The organism is Stenotrophomonas sp. STM01 (assembly GCF_014852135.1).
GTDB lineage: Bacteria > Pseudomonadota > Gammaproteobacteria > Xanthomonadales > Xanthomonadaceae > Stenotrophomonas > Stenotrophomonas capsici.
This window is the reverse complement of record NZ_JACVBA010000002.1, coordinates 414,025-434,035: the sequence shown is the minus strand read 5'-3', so window position 1 is coordinate 434,035 and position 20,011 is coordinate 414,025. Positions and strand designations below refer to the sequence as shown.

The 20,011-nt window shown below is 66.6% G+C and carries 15 protein-coding genes and 1 riboswitch; of the genes, 7 read left to right on the top strand and 8 right to left on the bottom strand.

Features of this window, described 5'->3' with window-relative positions:
* Position 1: 1 nt before the first annotated feature.
* The 5 genes from IB227_RS11890 to IB227_RS11870 are packed head-to-tail and all read right to left on the bottom strand — an operon-like array spanning position 2 to position 3,842.
* Positions 2-595 (bottom strand): hypothetical protein, encoded by a 594-nt coding sequence (locus IB227_RS11890; RefSeq protein WP_192287573.1) that lies wholly within the window; start codon positions 593-595, stop codon positions 2-4.
* Entirely contained in the window at positions 592-1,116 is a 525-nt protein-coding gene (locus IB227_RS11885; protein WP_192287572.1) for a hypothetical protein, read from the bottom strand. Before IB227_RS11885 ends, IB227_RS11890 begins: the two co-directional genes overlap by 4 nt.
* Entirely contained in the window at positions 1,113-2,492 is a 1,380-nt protein-coding gene (locus IB227_RS11880) for a hypothetical protein (protein WP_192287571.1), read from the bottom strand. Before IB227_RS11880 ends, IB227_RS11885 begins: the two co-directional genes overlap by 4 nt.
* Positions 2,489-3,043, bottom strand: coding sequence for a hypothetical protein (locus tag IB227_RS11875; RefSeq protein ID WP_192287570.1), 555 nt, complete (start codon positions 3,041-3,043; stop codon positions 2,489-2,491). The genes IB227_RS11880 and IB227_RS11875 overlap by 4 nt, the downstream gene beginning before the upstream one ends.
* Positions 3,044-3,047: 4 nt before the next feature.
* Positions 3,048-3,842 (bottom strand): prepilin-type N-terminal cleavage/methylation domain-containing protein, encoded by a 795-nt coding sequence (locus IB227_RS11870; RefSeq protein WP_192287569.1) that lies wholly within the window; start codon positions 3,840-3,842, stop codon positions 3,048-3,050.
* Positions 3,843-3,995: 153 nt separating this feature from the next.
* Here IB227_RS11870 and ggt point away from each other — a divergent pair, with 153 nt between their 5' ends.
* The gene (ggt, locus tag IB227_RS11865) at positions 3,996-5,702 is read left to right on the top strand and encodes a gamma-glutamyltransferase (protein WP_192287568.1); all 1,707 of its coding nucleotides are present in this window, start codon (positions 3,996-3,998) and stop codon (positions 5,700-5,702) included.
* 229 nt (positions 5,703-5,931) lie between these two features.
* Here ggt and IB227_RS11860 read toward each other — a convergent pair whose 3' ends face one another.
* Positions 5,932-7,509 (bottom strand): BCCT family transporter, encoded by a 1,578-nt coding sequence (locus IB227_RS11860; protein WP_192287567.1) that lies wholly within the window; start codon positions 7,507-7,509, stop codon positions 5,932-5,934.
* 219 nt (positions 7,510-7,728) lie between these two features.
* A riboswitch (TPP riboswitch) is annotated at positions 7,729-7,830 on the top strand.
* 116 nt (positions 7,831-7,946) lie between these two features.
* Between IB227_RS11860 and thiC the strand changes: the two genes are divergently transcribed.
* From thiC to IB227_RS11830, 6 genes are all read left to right on the top strand, one after another.
* Positions 7,947-9,821 (top strand): phosphomethylpyrimidine synthase ThiC, encoded by a 1,875-nt coding sequence (gene thiC / locus IB227_RS11855; protein ID WP_192287566.1) that lies wholly within the window; start codon positions 7,947-7,949, stop codon positions 9,819-9,821.
* A gap of 107 nt (positions 9,822-9,928) precedes the next feature.
* Positions 9,929-10,504 carry a DUF4136 domain-containing protein gene (locus IB227_RS11850; RefSeq protein WP_192287565.1) on the top strand — a complete coding sequence of 192 codons (576 nt, stop codon included), beginning with the start codon at positions 9,929-9,931 and terminating at the stop codon, positions 10,502-10,504.
* A gap of 13 nt (positions 10,505-10,517) precedes the next feature.
* The gene (locus tag IB227_RS11845) at positions 10,518-11,231 is read left to right on the top strand and encodes an ion channel (RefSeq protein WP_192287564.1); all 714 of its coding nucleotides are present in this window, start codon (positions 10,518-10,520) and stop codon (positions 11,229-11,231) included.
* 220 nt (positions 11,232-11,451) lie between these two features.
* Positions 11,452-13,815, top strand: coding sequence for a winged helix-turn-helix domain-containing protein (locus tag IB227_RS11840; RefSeq protein WP_318639542.1), 2,364 nt, complete (start codon positions 11,452-11,454; stop codon positions 13,813-13,815).
* Positions 13,816-13,931: 116 nt separating this feature from the next.
* Positions 13,932-14,834 carry a helix-turn-helix transcriptional regulator gene (locus IB227_RS11835; protein ID WP_132865516.1) on the top strand — a complete coding sequence of 301 codons (903 nt, stop codon included), beginning with the start codon at positions 13,932-13,934 and terminating at the stop codon, positions 14,832-14,834.
* Between the two features lie 60 nt (positions 14,835-14,894).
* Positions 14,895-17,762 carry a TonB-dependent receptor gene (locus tag IB227_RS11830; protein WP_192287563.1) on the top strand — a complete coding sequence of 956 codons (2,868 nt, stop codon included), beginning with the start codon at positions 14,895-14,897 and terminating at the stop codon, positions 17,760-17,762.
* 184 nt (positions 17,763-17,946) lie between these two features.
* On the opposite strand, the gene IB227_RS11825 is transcribed toward IB227_RS11830, so the two are convergent.
* Positions 17,947-19,062 carry an HDOD domain-containing protein gene (locus IB227_RS11825; protein ID WP_192287562.1) on the bottom strand — a complete coding sequence of 372 codons (1,116 nt, stop codon included), beginning with the start codon at positions 19,060-19,062 and terminating at the stop codon, positions 17,947-17,949.
* A 175-nt stretch (positions 19,063-19,237) separates the two neighbouring features.
* Positions 19,238-19,783, bottom strand: a complete 546-nt coding sequence (ppa, locus tag IB227_RS11820; protein WP_132865514.1) for an inorganic diphosphatase — start codon at positions 19,781-19,783, stop codon at positions 19,238-19,240.
* Positions 19,784-20,011: the final 228 nt, after the last annotated feature.

Below are 20,011 nucleotides of genomic sequence, written 5' to 3'. Positions count from 1 at the left end.
GTCAGGGCGCGGCCTTCGCCGCGGCGGGCGTGTTGACGTCGTAGCGCAGCCCTTCGCGCAGCGCGATCAGTTCGGTGCTGATCTGGTTCATGCGCTGCTGGCGCGCTGGCGAATCGGGCTGCTGGCTGAGCGCGACCATCTCGCGGCCCAGCTGCTGCGCCTTCAAGGCGATCTGGATGTTGGTGCGCGCCGCTTCGACGTTCATTCCCGGCGGCAGGCTGCCGGTGGCCTGCGCGGTGTTCAGCTGGCGCAGCATGGCGTGGGCCTGCGCCTCGTTCTGCGCCATCTGCCGTTCCATCTGCGCGATGGCGGTGCGCATCTGTGCGTCCGGGGACGTCGGCGGGGGCGGTACGCGCATCGCTGCGGTGGCCGGTGCCGCCGCCGTCGGCATGGCAGGGCCGGTTTCCCACGGCGCGGGCGTGGCATCGGCCGGGGGCGGCGTGGGCGCTGCCGGTGCCGGTGCCGCATCGACGACGGCGGCCGGCGCGGGCGCCGGCGGAGCCGCGGGCTCACCCTTGCGCAGTGCCAGCACGAGCGCGGCACCGATCAGGATGGCCGCCCCTGCGCCGACAACGATCTTGAGGTGGGCGTTCACAGGCTGCCCTCGCTGGCGTCCGGCGCCTGGCCGATGTGGCGCACGCGCAGCGTGCTCACGTTGCCGGCGGCATCACGCACGCGCGCCCAGTTGTTGCCGATGGCGAGCACCCGGGTGCCGTCCTCCAGGCGCGAGCCCTGGCGGACCGGCGTGCCATTGATGACGGCAGTGGAGCGTCCGCCCGCGGTGACCACCAGTGACAGGGACGCAGGCGCGACCGGCAGCACCGCGGCGGCAGCGGCGGCGCCTGTGCCGCCGGGCAGGCTGCCGGGCGCGGCCTGTTCGGGAACGGCGATCAGCCCGGCGCTTTCGAAGCGCGGTTGCGGGCGCAGCGTGCTGGCCATGTCCAGCACCTGCCGGTTGCGCTGGATCGAGGCGCGCAGCCGTGCGGTTTCCGGGCTTTCCTCGGCGTTGTTGCCCATGAACAACACCGCCGGTTTGGCCACGACCATCGATGCCAACCAGCCGGAGACCCCCAGCCAGCAGCACAGGGCCGTCATTGCGATGTATTTCTTCTTCACGTGGTGGGCTCCGTGGTGGTGTCGGTGCCGGCCGGGGTGGGGCGCTTGAGCAGGTAGGAGAAGACGCCGCCACCGGCGCGCGTGGCACCGCCGGACTGCGGATCCAGCGGCTCGGGGTCGAAGCCTTCGCGGCGCAACCGCTCGACGAAGGTGGCGATCTGCATGCCCGGCGTTCCGCGGTCGGCGTCGACCATGCCGTCCACGCGCAGGGTGCGAGGCGCGGCGGTGGCCTGCCCCGGTGCGGGTTGCTCCACGCGCACGCGCAGGACGCGTACCTCGTCCTGCGCGGCCAGGCGTATCGACTCCAGCCCGGTGACCGGATCCAATCCGTCGGTGAGGGTCTTGGCCTTGTTGACGAACTGCATGGCGGCGTCGAACCCCGGCGGCATGGCGGCCTTGCCGGACAGCTGGCGGGCCTGCTCCTCGAGCGAGGTGATCTCCTGGCTGATCGTTTCGCTGCGCTCGTTGGCGTCGTGCGCGGCGAGCATCCAGCGTGTGCCAAGCGTGCCGAGCGCGATGGCGATCAGCAGCGAGGCCGCCGACGCCAGCGGCAGCGCCCATTCGGCCAGGTAGGCCGCACGGCTGGCGGTGGGGTTGACCGCATCGCGCGGCGACGCCTGTGCGGCCATCCACGCGATGCCACTGGACCACGCCTGGCCTTCCGCATCGTGGTAGACCTGCATCGGCACCTGCTTGACCTGGCAGCCGGTGTTGACCGCGAAGATCTCGGCCAGCTGCTGGTTGGCCGGGGCCTGGCCCGGTTCGGTCGCCGGCACGAACAACGAGCACCAGCGGAACTGCAGCGGTTCGCTTTCCTCGTCGTTGCGCGAAAGGTCGTCGGCCACCTGCTGGGCCAGCGCGCCGGCGGTCATCGACAGGTCCGAGGCGTCCTCGCTGTAGGCCATCGAGGCGCGGTGGATGATGTCGTGCTTGCGCAGCGCCAGCACGCTCATCTGCCGTCCGCTGTGCACGACCAGGCCATCGCCGGCCTTGAGCGTGCGCCACATCAGCGAGGTGAGCGGCACCACCAGGCAATGGTCTGGCTGCGCTTCGGCCCAGGCATAGGTCTGCTGCCAGGTATCCAGCGGCACCGCCGTGAACAGGGTCTGGTAGCCCGCGCCCATCGAGCGGTTCTTGTGGATCAGGATCTTGCCTTCGCCGTCGATCAGGCCATCGGCGCGCAGGCGCTTCTCGATCAGCGCGACGGCGTGCGCCGAACTGCCTTCCAGCGACATCACGCCGCTGTTGCCTCCTTCGAATTCGGCGAACAGCCAGGCCGGCCCTTCCAGGCGCGGACGGGTGTCGCTGACGGTCACGCGGTCCTGGTCGAAGGTCAGCCAGCGCCCGGGCAACTGGACGATGTTCTGCATGCTCATGGCTGCGCGCCTCCCGGCGTGCTCTGGGGCGGCAGCGGGCCACCGGCGGTGCGGAACAGCAGGCTGCCGCGCAGGGTCAGCGACAACGGCGCCGGCGGGCGGTCGGATAACGTGGTGGGCAGGTGGAACAGTCCTTCGGTCGGGTCGGTCACCGACAGCTCGAACACGTCCGCACCGAAGATGCGATCGGGGCTGGGAGCAATGCCGCCCAGCAGGGCGTCGGCATCCATGCGCGAGAGCTGGGTCTGGTTGAGGTTGATCAGGCGCTCGCCCCAGCCGGTGGGCTCCATCCCCAACCCTTCCAGCTGCTCCAGCAGCTGGCGGGCGGAGCCGGCGTTGTCGACCTTCAGTTGCGCCTCCTGCTGGGCCATCCGCGCCTGCGACAGCAGCTCGTTGCGGGTGCTGAGCTGGTCGTAGGCACGGGCCAGGCTGCTGCGTGCGGAGATGAACCACACGGCCGTGGCCACGAGTGCCAGCAACGTCACCGCGAAGATCATCAGGGAGAGACGTCGGGACCGGCGCAGCCGGCCCAGCAGGGAGGCGATGTCCATGGATTTACTGGTTCATCTTGTAATGGGCGACCAGCGTGATGACCTGGTCGGTGTCATCACCGCCACCGGCGACGTTGGAGTTGGCCGCGCCGGCCGAGCCGGCCTTGTTGGTGTTGTTGCCCTTCCACTCCATGCTCTCGGCGTCGGCATTGCTGCCCACGCTGCGCTTGTTCAGGCCCACCTGGCGGAACGCGCCGGATTGCGGGTCGGGCTTGCCGTCGATCATCTGGTCCAGCGAGCGGGCCAGGTCCGGGGTCAGGCCGGAGATGACCATCACGTTGCCGGCGCCGGAGGCGGTCTCGGCCGGGTTCCACTGGAAGCAGACCTGGATTTCCTGCGGGTTGCCGTTGGTGTCCAGGTAGACGTAGCGGTCCTCGAAGCCCTCGCCGCGGCCCGGCGGCAGGCTGATGCCGGCGCCACGCATGAAGTCGCGCAGCTTGTCGCCGTCCTGCGAGGCGGCGGTCACCGGCTGGTCGCTCTTGGTCGAGGCCGAGCCATTGCAGATTGCGCCCTTGCTGGCGGTGTTGTTGGCCATGTCGATGTCGTACTCCTTGCCGGCGACCATCAGGCGCGGCGCGGCCTGGTTGTCACCCACCGGAGCACCGAAGCGCTGGTGGTAGCTGTTGTAGGCCACCACCCATTGGTCGACGAACTTCTGCTTGATGCGCGTGTATTCGGCGTTGCGCTGCACGTCGCGGCCGATCATCACCGCGCCGATGATCACGCCGATGATGACCAGGACCACGGCCATCTCGACCAGAGTGAAGCCGCCCTGATGGCGCTTGGATCGCATTTGCATTGGAAGAGCCCCTTTTGGAAGAACCGGATGCCGCCGTGGCCATAGCAGGGCGACGGGTTTGTTTCGGAGGAGCTAGATACGGTGCGGGCGTAAGACGTGCGTAAGACAGCGCGGTGGGCTACTTTCGCCGGACCATCCCACCGGAGCCCGCCGATGCTGCGTCCCATCCTGTTCCTGGCGGTCTTATCCGTCTCGTTGTGCGCGGCGTCCGCCGCCGACCGTGTCACCGGTCACGCATTCGCCACGCGCTCGGAAGTCATCGCGCCGCATGCCATGGCAGCCACCTCGCAACCGTTGGCTACCCAGATCGCGCTGGACGTGATGAAGGGCGGCGGTTCGGCGGTGGACGCGGCCATCGCCGCCAATGCCGCGCTGGGCCTGATGGAGCCCACCGGCAACGGTGTGGGCGGCGACCTGTTCGCCATCGTCTGGGATCCGAAGACGCAGCGCCTGTACGGCTACAACGGCTCCGGCCGATCGCCGCGTTCGCTGACGCTGGCCGAGTTCCAGCGCCGCGGGTTGAAGGAAATCCCGGCCACCGGGCCGCTGCCGGTATCGGTGCCCGGTGCGGTCGATGGCTGGTTCGCGCTGCACGAGCGCTTTGGCCGCAAGCCGATGGCCGACAACCTGGCCCCGGCCATCCGCTACGCGCGCGACGGCCATCCGGTGGCCGAGGTGATCGCCTACTACTGGGACCGCTCGGTACCACGGCTGTCGCAGTACCCCGGTTTCACCGAGCAGTTCACGGTCAATGGCCATGCGCCGCGCAAGGGCGAGATGTGGCGCAACCCCAATCTCGCCAACACCCTGCAGCAGATCGCCGACGGTGGCCGCGATGCGTTCTACAAGGGTGACATCGCCCGCACCATTGGCGATTACTTCAAGGCCAACGGTGGTTTCCTCAGCTACGAGGACATGGCCGCGCACCACGGTGAATGGGTCGAGCCGGTGAGCAGCAACTACCGGGGTTACGACGTGTGGGAGCTGCCGCCCAACAGCCAGGGCATCGCCGCGCTGCAGATCCTCAACATCCTGGAAGGCTACGACTTCTCGAAGATCCCGTTCGGATCACCCGAGCATATCCACCTGTTCGTCGAGGCCAAGAAACTGGCTTTCGCCGACCGTGCGCGCTTCTACGCCGATCCGGCGTTCGCGCCGGCACCGGTGGCACGCCTGGTGTCCAAGGACTATGCGGCGCAGCGGCGTGCGCTGATCTCGATGGACAAGGCGTTGAAGGAAGCCCAGCCGGGCACGCCGAAGCAGCTGGAGCAGGGCGACACCATCTACATGACCGTGGCCGATGCCGACGGCATGATGGTGTCGTTGATCCAGTCCAACTACCGCGGCATGGGCAGCGGCATGGCCCCGCCGGGGCTGGGTTTCATCCTGCAGGATCGCGGCGAGATGTTCGTGCTGCAGCAGGACCATCCCAACGGCTACGCGCCGGGCAAGCGGCCGTTCCAGACCATCATCCCGGCGTTCATCACCAAGGACGGCAAGCCGTTTGCCAGCTTCGGCGTGATGGGCGGGGCGATGCAGCCGCAGGGGCATGCGCAGATCGTGATGAACCTGGTGGACTTCGGCATGAACCTGCAGGAAGCCGGCGATGCGCCGCGCATCCAGCACGAAGGCTCCAGCGAACCGACCGGGCAGGGCACGGCGATGAGCGACGGTGGGGAAGTGAACCTGGAGACCGGCTTCAGTTGGGAAACCGTGCGCAGCCTGATGCGCAGGGGACACCGGGTGACGTTCGCCGATGGTCCGTATGGCGGCTACCAGGCGATCATGCGGGATCCGGAGAGCGGCGTGTACTACGGCGCTTCCGAGAGCCGCAAGGACGGGCAGGCGGCCGGGTACTGAGCTGGGCTGTTCGGGGAAGCAGAAGCAGCCCTCCCCGGTCCTCCCCTTCGCCTGCGGCGAAAGGGAGGGGGAGGAGCTTAAGAGCCAAGAGCCAAGAGCCAAGAGCCAAGAGCCAAGAGCTGAAAGCTCTCTGTGTCGCCTGCGCTCCGCTTCTGCTCCTGCTTCTGCTTCGCCCCCTCCCTTTCGCCACAGGCGAAGGGGAGGGCCGGGGAGGGGTAAGGCCCTTGCCTCAATCCCCGCCCACGTTCCGCGCGGCTTCCGCGCGTGCATCCTCCTGCGCGGCCTGCTCGCGTTCGATCCAGGCCTCGATCAGGTGCCGTCCGCGCTGCGCCAGCCGCCGCTGGCGGTTGGACTCGGCGTCCAGCACGCGGTACAGCGACACCATCACCAGCACCATCAGCAGCGCGAACGGCAACGCGGCGATGGTGATCATGCCCTGCAGCGCGTCCAGCCCGCCGGCCAGCAGCAGCACCGCGGCGATCAGCGCCACCGCCACGCCCCACACCAGCTTGCGTGACAGCGGCGGGTCGCCAGCCTCGTCGGTGGACATGCTGGCCAACACCAGCACCGCCGAGTCGGCCGAGGTGACGAAGAAGATCATCAGCAGCACCAGTGCCAGGCACGACAGCAGCAGCGAACCGGGCAGGCTGTCGAACAGGGTGAACAGCACCGTCTCGTAGCCGTTGCCCAGCGCCTGCACCAGGTCGGCATGGCCGAACAGCTGCGACCACAGCGCGGTGCCGCCGAACACCGAGAACCACAGGAAGCCGAGCACGGTCGGTGCCAGTACCACCCCGACCACGAACTCGCGCACGCTGCGGCCGCGTGACACCCGCGCGATGAAGGCGCCGACGAACGGCGCCCAGGCAATCCACCAGGCCCAGTAGAAGATGGTCCAGTCGGCCACCCAGGTGCTGCCGGAGAATGGCGACATGCGCAGGCTCATCGTCACCAGCTGGTTGAGGTAGGAGCCCAGCGTGGTGGTGAAGGTGTCGAAGATGAAGCCGGTCGGGCCCAGCACCAGCACCGCGGCCAACAGCAGCGCGGCCAGGGCCAGGTTGAAGTTGGACAGCCACTTGATGCCGCGCTCCACGCCGCTGGTGGTGGAGATCATGTACAGCACGAACGCCACCGCGATCACCGTCATCTGCAGCGGGACGTCGGCGGTGATGCCGAACACGCGCTGCAGGCCGGCCGAGATCTGGATGGTGCCGAAGCCCAGCGTGGTGGCGACGCCGATCGCGGTGGCCACCACCGCGGCGATGTTCACCAGCTTGCCGAACGCGCCGCGGTGATGGCGGCCGATCACCGGCTGCAGCATGTCGCTGATCAACCCCCGGCCGTTGCGGTTGTACTGGAACCAGGCCATCGCCAGCCCGATCAGCGCGTAGATCGCCCACGGGTGCAGGCCCCAGTGGAAGAACGCGTAGCGCATCGAGGCACGCGCCGCGTCCATGCCTTGTGGCGGCAGCCCTTCCGGCGGGGTGACGAAGTGCGAGATCGGCTCGGCCGCGCCCCAGAACACCAGGCCGATGCCCATGCCGGCGGCGAACAGCATCGACAGCCAGCTGGCGCGCGAGAAGTCCGGCTCGGCGTCCTCGCCGCCGATGCGCAGGTTGCCGAAGCGGCCGAACGCCAGGTACAGCAGGAAGGTCAGGGTGAGGAACACGATCAACAGGTACATCCAGCCCGCGCCGCGCACGACATGCGTCAGCGTGGCCTGGACCACGTCGTTGAAGGGGCCGGGCGCAATGCCGGCCAGGAGCACCAGTACGGCGACCAGTGCGATGGAAACACGAAACACCATGAAGGAGCGTCTCCGATCAAGAGCGATTGAGGGGAGCGAGCCGGGGCTTGCAGCGAGGGCCGGCGCCAGGGCCGGGCAGGGAAAGGTGGACGAGCACCGTGGCGCGGCCAGCAGGGCATCGCACCGGGGCGGGATGTTACTGAACGGGACGTCACGATTCCGTTAGCAGGCGATGACGCGGCGCACCGGGCCAGGTGTCACCGCTTTGTGGTCTAATGCCGCCCGAAGCGGGGGTACCGCGGCCATCGGGCCTCGGTTGAGACATACCCTTCGAACCTGATCCGGCTCATACCGGCGTAGGGAAGCTTCGTGTGCCACGGCATGCGTTCCGGTCACAGGGGACAACCGCCATCGGCGTGCGCCTTCGCTTCGTTCCGTCATGCGAATCCCTCGCATGGCCCGCACCTCCCGGTGCGGCTCGACCAGGACGAATGCCGATGAACGCCCAGCCCAGCCTGCAGCAGCAGGCCCAGCAACTCTCCGAATCCGTGACCCAGCCGATCCCCGGCTCGCGCAAGATCTTCGTGCCCGGTTCGCGGGCCGACCTGCAGGTGCCGATGCGCGAGATCGCACAGACGCGCACGCCCACGTTGTTCGGCGGCGAGGAGAACCCCCCGATCACGGTGTACGACACCTCCGGCCCGTACACCGATCCGCAAGCGCGCATCAACCTGGCCGCCGGGCTGGCGCCACTGCGTGCACGCTGGATCCAGGAGCGTGGCGATACCGGGCAGCTGCCGGGCCTGAGCTCGGCGTTCGGGCGTTCGCGCGAAGGTAATGCCAGGCTCGATGCCGTGCGTTTCCCGGCACGCGTGCTGCCGCGTCGTGCCATTGGCGGTGCCAACGTCACCCAGATGCACTACGCGCGCCGCGGCATCATCACCCCGGAGATGGAGTTCGTCGCCATCCGCGAGAACCAGCGGTTGGAGGCGGTACGTGATGCCGGCCTGCTCGCGCAGCACCCGGGGCAGAGCTTCGGCGCCGACATCCAGAAGGTCATCACCCCGGAATTCGTGCGTGACGAGATCGCGCGTGGGCGCGCCGTGCTGCCCAACAACATCAACCACCCGGAAAGCGAGCCGATGATCATCGGTCGCAACTTCCTGACCAAGATCAACGCCAATATCGGCAACAGCGCGGTGTCCTCGGGCATCGCCGAGGAAGTGGAAAAGCTGGTGTGGGCGATCCGCTGGGGCGGCGACACGGTGATGGACCTGTCCACCGGCAAGCACATCCATGAAACCCGCGAGTGGATCATCCGCAACTCGCCGGTGCCGATCGGCACCGTGCCGATCTACCAGGCGCTGGAGAAGGTGGATGGCCGCGCCGAGGAGCTCAACTGGGAAATCTTCCGCGACACCCTGATCGAGCAGGCCGAGCAGGGCGTGGATTACTTCACCATCCACGCCGGTGTGTTGCTGCGTCATGTGCCGCTCACTGCCAAGCGCGTGACCGGCATTGTCTCGCGCGGTGGTTCGATCATGGCCAAGTGGTGCCTGGCGCACCACAAGGAGAACTTCCTCTACACGCACTTCGAGGACATCTGCGAGATCATGAAGGCCTATGACGTGTCCTTCAGCCTCGGTGATGGCCTGCGCCCGGGCTGCATCGCCGATGCCAACGACGCGGCGCAGTTCGGCGAGCTGGAAGCGCTGGGCGAATTGACCAGAATCGCCTGGAAGCATGACGTGCAGACCATCATCGAAGGTCCGGGCCACGTGCCGATGCACCTGATCAAGCAGAACATGGACAAGCAGCTGCACGAGTGCGGCGAAGCGCCGTTCTACACGCTCGGCCCGCTGACCACCGACATCGCGCCGGGCTACGACCACATCACCAGCGCCATCGGCGCGGCGATGATCGGTTGGTACGGCACGGCGATGCTGTGCTACGTGACGCCCAAGGAACACCTGGGCCTGCCCAACCGCCAGGACGTGCGCGACGGCATCATGGCCTACAAGATCGCCGCGCACGCGGCCGACCTGGCCAAGGGTCACCCGGGCGCGCAGGTGCGCGACAACGCGCTGTCCAAGGCGCGCTTCGAGTTCCGTTGGGAGGACCAGTTCCACCTCGGCCTGGATCCGGAGAAAGCCAGGGAGTTCCACGACGAGACCTTGCCCAAGGATGCGCACAAGCTGGCGCACTTCTGCTCGATGTGCGGCCCGCATTTCTGCTCGATGAAGATCACCCAGGACGTGCGTGACTATGCGGCCGGGCAGGGCATGGACGCGGCGCAGGCCCTGCAGGCCGGCATGGCCGAGAAGTCGGCGCAGTTCCGCGAACAGGGCGCGCAGGTGTACCGGCCGGATTGACCGCCGGTTCCGCTCCCGGGGAGCCCGCCGGCTTCCCGGGGCAGGGTTGACGCGGACGGGGCGGCGGTCGTGGTAGCGTGCAGCCGTCCATCGCAGGGGAGGTCGCCATGAAGCTTCGCAATGCGTTCCGGCTCATCACGGTGCTGTTGCTGTCCTCGCTGCTGGCGGCCTGTGCCAGCACGCCCCGGGTCAGCAGCCAGGCCGATCCCAGCGGCGACTTCGGCCGCTACCGCAGCTTTGCGTTCTACTCGCCGCTGGCGCTGGAACAGAACGGCTACACCACCATCACCAGCAATCGCATCCGTGCGGCGGTGCAGGCACAGATGCAGGCGCGTGGCTATGTGCTCGACGAAGCCAAGCCCGACCTGTGGGTCAACCTCAATGCCTACCTGCAGGACAAGACGCGGGTGACCACGATGCCGCAGGTGGACTACGACTACTACTACAGCTATCGCGCACGCGGCTACGTGGCCGTGCCGTACTGGCGCGACCGCACCGACGTGCACCAGTACACCGAGGGCACGCTCAACGTGGACGTGGTCGACGTGCAGCGCAACCGCCTGGTCTGGGAAGGCGTGGCGGTGGGTACGGTGGGCCGCAGCACTCCGGACAAGCGTGGCGCGCAGATCGATGCGGCGGTTGCGGCAATCTTCGCGCAGTACCCGTACCGCGCCGCGCGCTGAGGATCGCCCTCCGATGAGCGTCGGTCCGGAGGGAGCGCGGCCGGAAGGCCTGCGCGTACGCGCGCACCTGCGCTGGCTGGCGTTGGCCCGCCGGCATCCGTCGGCGTGGCTGCTGGCGGTGCAGCTGCTGGGCGTGCTGCTGTACCCGGCGATGGAGCACATGACCGCCGGCCGCGTGCTGTTCAACGCGTTTGGCATGGCGGTGCTCGGCCTGTCGGTGTGGGTCGTGCGACGCAGCCCGCTGGGGATCTGGATGGCGTTGACGCTGGCGATCCCGGCGGTGGTGTTCTCGGTGGCCGGTGCGGTGCTGCAGCGGCATGCGTTCACCACCACCTCGCAGGTGCTCGAATGCCTGCTGTACTTCTATACGACCTGCAGCCTCATCGCCTACATGTTGCAGGACCATGAAGTCACGCGTGACGAACTGTTCGCCGCGGGTGCGACATTCACGCTGTTGGCATGGGCGTTTGCGTTCGCCTATTCAGTTTGCCAGCAGTGGTATCCGGGCAGTTTCATCGCCAGCAGCGAGGGGGAAATACGCAGCTGGGTGGAGCTGCTTTATCTGAGCTTCAGTTTGTTGTCCGGGGTCGGGCTCAGCGACGTCACGCCGGTGCATCCGCAGGCACGCGCGTTGGTGATGCTGGAGCAGTTTTCAGGCGTGATGTACGTGGCTCTGGTGGTTTCGCGACTGGTCGGGCTGACCATCAGCAAGGCGCGAAAAGGCTGAACGCCAGTTAAAAAAATCGCGCCTTGCGGCGCGAATTCTGTAACGGATTATGTGGATTCGTCGGCGAGAGAGAGCCTGATGTCGTCGATGTGGGGGCACACCGGTAACATGCTTAGAGTAGTATTCGCACCCGTTTGAACTTTTGCGCTTTCCGTTGCAGCCATTTGCGGAATCTGGCGGTTGATCGACTCTCCCCCGGGTCGTTCAACCGGACACAGGAATGGTGTCCAAGACGGCTTTGACCCTGATCCCGATGCAAACAATCGACAACGAGAAGCCTGCCGGTGATCGGCTTCGCATTGGCGAGTGTCTGGTGGTGTTGTCCTCACGCGAGGTGCATCCGCCGGATGCACGCAAGGTGCAGCGACTTACCCCCAAGAGCATCGGCGTATTGCTGGCGCTGGCACGTCGTGCCGGCCAGGTGGTCACACGCGATGAGCTGTTCGCCGAAGTGTGGCCGGACACCATGCCGACCAACGACGTGCTGACCCAGGCGATCACCCAACTGCGCAAGGCGTTTGCATCGACCGCGGTCGATGGCGACGGCGTAGCCTACATCGAGACGATTTCCAAGACCGGTTACCGCTTGCTGGTGCCGGTTGCCTGGGAGGATGCCGCCGCTGACGCGGCGGTGGTCGACGCGGAGGCGTCGGATGATGCGCCAGAGCCCGTGGTCGTCGAACCCGTCGCCGCGGTGCAGGACGAGGCTGCCGCCAGGCCGGCTCCGGCGCGGTCGCCACAGCGACGGGTGGTGCGGCGCTACGTGTTGAGTGGCGTGGGCATACTGCTGTTGGCCAGCACGCTGCTGATGGCCTGGCTGCTGTGGAAGCAGCCGGAATCGCCGGAACCTCAGGAAACCGTCAGTGGTACGCGGGTGCTGGGCAGTCCCGAGCGCCCGTACCGCTTGATCACCTCGACGTCGGCGTTCGAAACCCATCCGGACCTGTCGCCGGACGGCGCGCTGGTGGTGTTCGCCAAGGAAAGCGACGGGCTTTCGAGCCTGTGGGTACAGAGCACCGGCACCGCGACGCCGGTGCAGCTGGTCACGCCGCCGGAAGGCGGTTCGGACCGTTTCCCGGCGTGGTCGCCGGATGGACGCGAAATCGCCTTCGCGCGCTTTCTCGCCGATGGTGGCTGCGAAGTACTGGTGATGCCCGCCACCGGCGGAACTGCGCGCCGCGTGACCCGTTGCGACGGCACCGAGATGCTCAGCTTCGACTGGGCACCGGACGGGCGCAGCCTGATCTTCGGGTCGATGACCGGCAGCCAGGCCAGCCGCGGTATCCGCACGCTGGAGCTGGCATCCGGGCGTTGGACGTCGTTCTCCTATGCGATGTCCGGTGACGACTTTGACTACGCACCGCGCTATTCGCCCGACGGCAAGCGCATCGGTTTCGTGCGCAATCCGCAGGTGGGCGATCTGTGGGTGATGGACGCCGACGGCAGCAACGCCGAGCGCCTCACCGAGGAAGCCGCCGAGATCCGCGGTTGGGCGTGGCTGACTTCCAGCGAGATGGTGTTCGGCCGGCGCGTGGACAGCGAGTCGCGCCTGTTCGGGCTGGACCTGGGTACCCGCCTGCTGCGCGACCTGGGCATCGGCGATGCGCAGAGTCCCTCGGTCTCGCGCCAGGGCAGTAACCTGGCCTTCATGCGCGACCAGCCGCAGTACGGGTTGTTCCGGTTCCCGCTGGGCGTGGCTGGCGGCGAGCCGCAGCGGTTGTTCGCTTCCTCCGGTCGCGATGGCCAGCCGATGGTGTCGCCCGATGGCCGCCAGCTGGCTTTCACCTCGGACCGTTCCGGTGCGTTCGCATTGTGGTGGGCGCGGTTGGAGGCACCTGATTCGCTGGAAATGATCGATGGTTTCCGGCCCGAGGCGCGCCAGCCGATGGATTGGTCCGCCGATGCCCGCCATCTGCTGGTCACCGGCCGTGACGCGGAGGGCCTGCCCGGTATCTACGAGGTGATCCCGGAGGAAGGGCAATGGAGCAAGTTGCCGGTGCCGGTGAACGAGCCGTTGCAGGCCGTCTATGGACGGCAGCCCGGCACGGTGCTGGTGGTCGAGCGTGCCGTCAATGACCGCATGGTGCTGGCCCTGTTCGATCGCACGCAGACACCCTGGAAGCGCCTGGCGGCGCTGGAGGGTGTGTCCCAGGTGCGGGTCGACAAGACCGGCGGGCAGGTGTTGTTCACCCGCTTGGGCAGTCCCGGCCTGTGGCAGGTGGATTCAAGCCTGGCCTTGAGCAGTGCCCGGCCGGTGAATCGCGAGGTGCCGACGCGCTGGCGTTACCGGACCTGGGCGGTGGCCGACAACGGCACGGTGCAGTACCTGAACATCGGGCCGCGATGCGCCACCCGGCTGGATGCGATCAACCCCGGTGCCAACGGGCTCAGCCAGTGCCTGGACGCCGTGCGCTACAGCTCCGGCAACGGCTTGAGCCTGGCGCCCGATGGCAGTGCCGCCTTCGTCGCGCTGGCGGTCGCCGACGGCGCCGATATCGGCGTGATGCCGGTCCCCAGGCGCCCGCCGCGGCGGCTGATGGGCGTGGCCAAGTGGTTGCCGTGGTTGGGAAAACATCCTTCGTGATTCTTTCGGAAGTCGCTTCCGGATAATTTCGGAGCAATCTCGCAGGATCTTCCTGACCTTCGCCGCCAGAGTTGGCAAAACCATCGCCCATTGAAGGCAAACAGATGGTGAGCAGCATGCGGCAGGTGACCTGGGTGGATCGCGGGCAATCGGTGACGTTCGACAGGCATGTCGATGACGGGCCGCGTCCGAACTGCGTGGGCGTCGCGCGGCTGGGCAGCCTGCAGACCTCCGGGACCGTGTTCACCGTATGGATGCAGTTGCGTGGCACCGCATGGGTGGAGTCCAAGGAAGGCAAGTTCCGTCTGCACCAACGTGAATGGATTGCCTTCGAGAAGGAGTCCCGTCCGCTGATCCAGGCCGGCCGTGATGGCGTGTGCATCGGCGTGAGCCTGGATGCCGATGCCCTGCGCATGCTGGGCACGCTGGCCGACTGCAGCGTCTACACCGGCCGCGGCCGCATGAGCCATGCCGAGGCGCGGCTGGCATTGCGCCTGTGGCGCGAGGCCCAGGGCGCCGGTACCACCATCCACCAGCTGCGGCCGCTGCTGTTGCACCTGGCCTCGCTGCAGCGCGAGCTGTCGGTGACGGTGCAGCGTTGCCCCGGCCGTTCACGCATGCGCAAGCGCCAGGTGTTCGGCCGCATGCAGCGTGCGCGCATGTACCTGGAGGGCAACAGCCACCGCGTGGTACGCATCGGCGAGCTGGCCGAACTGACCAACTTCTCCAGCTGGTACCTGTCCAAGACCTTCCAGAGCCTGTACGAGGAAAGCCCGCAGTCGCTGTCGGCGCGGTTGCGACTGGAGCGTGCCGCGATGCTGTTGCGCGATACCGACATGATGGTCGGCGAAGTTGCATCGGCCAGTGGCTTTGACAACTGTTGCAGTTTCGCGCGCGCATTCCGCGCCCGCTTCGGCACCTCGGCCACGCACTACCGCGACATGCGCGAAGCGTTGAGGCCAGATTCGGCAAAGTTTAAGGGCGGCTCGCGCAAATCAATCGGGGCGATGCAATCGTAACGTTCAGGGGTGTTTAACACACCACTAACGTTGTTGTTATTTGCTTCCTTGGAGAGATTGATGAAGCTTCGTAATTCCGCAGTGCGGCTGGGTTTGCTCCCGGCCGGCATCGCCATTGCCCTGACGCCTGCCTTCGCTTCCGCTCAGGACGCCGCCGGTGCCACCACCCTGGACCGCCTGGAAGTCACCGGTTCGCGCATCCGCTCGGTTGACGTTGAAACCGCGCAGCCGATCTTCACGGTGTCCTCCGAGGACATCAAGCGTTCGGGTCTGGTGTCCGTGGGTGACATCCTGCAGAACCTGACCGTTTCCGGTACCCAGACTTTCTCCAAGGCAGCCGTGCTGGCTTCCAACCCGGAGCAGGGCGGGCAGTACGCCAACCTGTACAACCTGGGTGAAATGCGCACCCTGGTGCTGGTCAACGGCAAGCGCTGGAGCTCCAGCCTGGCCGGTTTCACCGATATGTCGACCATCCCGAGCTCGCTGATCGAGCGCATCGAAGTGCTGAAGGATGGCGCCTCGGCCATCTACGGCTCCGACGCGATCTCCGGCGTGATCAACATCATCCTGCGCAAGGATTTCGACGGCGCCGAAGCTTCGGTCTATTACGGCCAGAACAGCGACGGTGACGGTGCCAAGACCCAGTACAACCTGACCCTGGGCACCACCGGTGAGCGTTCTTCGATCATGCTGGGCGCTTCCTACACCAAGGAAGATCCGGTGTGGGCCAAGGACCGCGCACTGACCCGTTACACCTATGGTCCGCGCCATGCGGCCGACGGTCTGAGCCCGGCTGGCCAGTGGGGTCGTTACACCGACCCGACCACCGGCGAGGTGATGGTCATCAATCACCCGGGTGGCGTTGGTGCTGATTCCAGCGACCCGAACAACTACCACCCGATCAATGGCGACGATTACTTCAACGCCACTGAGCAGATGATGTTGAACCAGGGTTCGGAGAACAAGTCGGTCTTCGCCGCTGGTACCTACGACATCAACGACAATCTGCGTCTGAAGTCGACCGTGATGTACTCCGAGCGTGACTCCAAGCGCCAGATCGCCGGCTACCCGCTGACCGGTACCAGCCAGAGGAACTTCCCGGTCGCCCTGAGCAAGGACAGCGTCTACAACCCGGTCGATGCTGACATCACCAGCTGGGGCCGTCGCATTTTCGAACTGCCGCGCATCAGTGAGAACAACGTCAAGTCGTTCCACTTCGACGCAGCGCTGGAAGGCACCTTCGACTTCAACGACCGTCCGTTCGACTGGGATGTGGGCATCAACTACAACCAGTACGACGTGACCGAAACCAGCAGCGGCAACATCAACCTGCTGGCGCTGCAGAAGGCTCTGGGCCCGTCGTTCATCAACAGTGCTGGCGTCGCACAGTGCGGCACCGCCGCCAACCCGATCGCGCTCGGCACCAATGCCGCGCTGGGCCAGTGCACCCCGTTCGACATCCTGGGCGGTGCTTCGGCAGCCACTCCGGAAGCGCTGACCTACATCAACACCCTGCTCAACGCGACGTCGCAGAGCAAGAGCAAGCAGTACTTCGCCAACATCACCGGTGGTCTGTTCGACATGCCGGGCGACGCCGGCGAGTTCGCCTTCGCTGCCGGTTACGAGCACCGTGAAGTCAGCGGTTACGACCATCCGGACGCACTGTCCTCGGCCGGTTACACGACCGACCTGGCTGCTGGCGCAGCCTCGGGCAAGTACAAGGCCAATGAGTTCTACCTGGAATTCATGATCCCGCTGTTGAAGGATCTGCCGGGTGCCAAGGAGCTGTCGCTGGATATCGCCAGCCGTTACTCGGACTTCGACAAGTTCGGCGACACCATCAACAGCAAGTTCAGCCTGACCTGGCGTCCGATTGAAGACCTGCTGGTGCGTGGTACCTATGGTGAAGGCTTCCGTGCCCCGACCATGGACGACACCTTCGGTGGCGGCTCGCAGACCTTCGACCGCTTCACCGACCCGTGCGATGCGCAGTTCGGCATGCTGAACGACCCGCGCGTCGCCGCGCGTTGCCAGTCCGAAGGCCTGGCTTCGACCCATCGCCAGACCGATGCCGCCGGCAAGCCGGTCACCGCGCGTGACACGCAGGCCAATGCTGCATTCCAGTCGGGCGTGGGTAACGACCAGCTGCAGCCGGAAACCAGCAAGACCCGCACCGTGGGCCTGGTGTACAGCCCGAGCTACGTGCAGGGCCTGGACATCTCGCTGGACTGGTACAAGATCACCGTGGACAACGTGATCACCGCCGTGTCGGCCAATTACGTGCTGAACCAGTGCTACCAGAACGGCGTGCAGCAGTTCTGTGACCAGTACGGCCGCGACGTCACCACCGGTCAGGTCACCAGCCTGAGCCGCGGTAACGCCAACCTGGGCTCGCTGGAAACCGAAGGCTACAACTTCGGCGTCCGTTACCGCCTGCCGGAACTGGCGATTGGTACCTTCGGTGTCAACCTTGACGCGAACTACCTGAGCACTTTCCGCCAGCAGTCGACCAAGGGTGCCGAGTGGGACAACTACGCCGGTTACTGGAACTACCCGCGCGTTCGCGCAACCCTGGGCGTGAACTGGGCCAAGGACGACCTGTCCGCGAACTGGGGCATGCGCTACTACGGCGGCTTCCGTGACTACTGCTACGACGATGGCGTGGAGTGCAACGAGCCGAACTACCAGACCCCGAACGGTGGCTGGGGCGGTGGCGAAGGTGCCAACAAGAAGGGCGCGATCGTGTACCACGACGTGTCCGTCACCTGGCAGGCTCCGTGGGACGGCAGCGTGACCGTCGGTGCGCGCAACGTGTTCGACAAGAAGCCGCCGATCACCTATTCGGTGAGCAACAGCAGCGCTTCGCAGATCGACCCGATGCTCGACTACGATCGCTTCCTGTTCATCCAGTACAACCAGCGCTTCTGATCCATCGAAGCCCTGTGAAACAAGGAAAGGGTGGGCCGCAAGGCCCACCCTTTTTCTTTGCCTGCGACGGCGCGGCGCGGGGCACGCATCCGGCGCGGCCTGTCGTTGACGCCGGCATGCCGGCGGACGCCCAAGGAAAACGGCCGCACGCGGCGGCCGTCGTTCACCACACCAACGGGGAAGCTCACGCCTCCAGCGTCAGCCCCATCATGCCGTCGGCCATCTCGCGCCATTGCTCCAGCTTGGGCAGCACGCCCACGCGCGCCAGGTACTGTTCGTCGACCTCGCGGCCGGCGGCCAGCGCGGTGGCCACGTGCACGGCACCGGCGACCCAGAAGCTGCGTACGTTCGAGCGCAGCGGCTGCAGTTGGAAGGCCACGGCCTCGATGATCGGCATCGGCAGGCCCCACAGGCCCAGCAGGTAGGCGCCGGCCTCGGCGTGGCCGGGGCGGTCATCGCCGGATTCGAGCGGCAGGTGTTCGTCACGCACGCCCGGCAGCAACTGGCCGATGTCGGCCAGCAGCGCGGCGGTGGCGCCCAGCTCGGCGCTGGACTGGGGCAGCATCCTGGCCGCCAGCCGCGAGGCGAGCAGGGCGCGGGTCTGCAGCGCGTTGCGCTCGGCGCTGGACGCGCCGGGCAGGGCGAAGACCTCGCTGGCCAGCACCAGGTCACGCAGGGTGGACAGGCCCAGCCGCGTCACCGCGCCACGCAGGTCGGAGATCGCGCGGCCGTTGTTGAAGAATGCCGAGTTGGACAGCTGCAGCACCTTGGCGGCGATGGCCGGGTCGGCCGAGACCAGCTTGGCGATGTCGGCCGCGTTGCTCTCGTCGTCGTCCTCCAGCGCATGCATCAGGCTCAGGTACAGGTGCGGGGGCGAGGGCAGCTTCTCGATGCGGCCGATGGCCGCACGCAGGCGCGGGCTGTCCAGCAGCTCGCGCAGCTCTTCCAGGCTGGTCAGCGCCTCGAGCAGCATTTCCGGGGCCAGCGGCAGCGGCAGGAAGCGGTGGGCCAGGCCGATGATGCGGGCCGACGGCACGCGCTGGTTCTCGCCGCCCTCGATCAGGGCGATGCGGATGGTTTCCGGACGCAGGGTGCGGATCTGGCCGAGCAGGGTCGCCGGGGACAGGTCGTTCAGGGTCGGGGCGACGATGATCGCGTCGATGGTCGCCGAGGAAACCGCCACTATCGCGGCACTGCCATCGGGGACCGACTGCACCTCCCACTCGTCGCCCAGATCGCCGATGTACTCGAGCAACTCGGCCGACAGCGTGGCTTCGCCACCGACTAACAGGATTCGCAAGACACTTCCCCTTGGCAAAACACGCGATTACGACGAACGGGCAGAACGGAAACAGGCCGGATCAACCGGCCTGTAAATGTAGCGAATCGCTGGCGACGGGTCATGCGCGACGCCGGAGAAACGTGATCGCAGTCGCTGCGGGCGGGCCGGAACGTGGCCCCGCCCGCGGCGTGGATCAGCCTTCCTGTTCCTGCTTGGCCAGGAAGGTCTGGTGGGCGTCGACCAGGATCTTCTTGGCTTCGGCGGCGTCGCCCCAGCCTTCGATCTTGACCCACTTGCCCTTTTCCAGGTCCTTGTAGTGCTCGAAGAAGTGGCCGATGCGCTCCAGCCAGTGGCTGGACACCTGGTTGATGTCTTCCACGTGGGCGTAGCCATTGAAGATCTTGGCCACTGGCACGGCGAGGATCTTCTCGTCGCTGCCGGCCTCGTCGGTCATCTTCAGCACGCCGACCGGGCGGCAGCGGACCACCGAACCGGGCACCAACGGCAGCGGCAGGACCACCAGCACGTCGGCCGGGTCGCCGTCGCCGCACAGGGTCTGCGGCACGAAGCCGTAGTTGCACGGGTAGCGCATCGGGGTGGAGAGGATGCGGTCGACGAAGATCGCGCCGCTTTCCTTGTCCATCTCGTACTTCACCGGCTCCGAATCCTTCGGGATCTCGACGATGACGTTGATTTCTTCCGGCGGGTTCTTGCCCGGGGAGACCAGTTTCAGGCCCATTGCGCTGACTCCGAATCGTGTTTGGTTGAAAAAGAGGGCCATTCTACGCGCACGGCTATTGCGGCGCACCAAAGGCAAGGATTATTTGCGCATGGGAAGCATTATCGTTTGAGATATGCTGGCCAGCCTGCCGGCAGGAGGATCGCCCGGCGCCTGGAATGCCGGACAACGGCGGCTACCGGCCGTGCGCGGCCGATCTTCCGGCCCTGGCTTCTCCCCCGCGGGGCC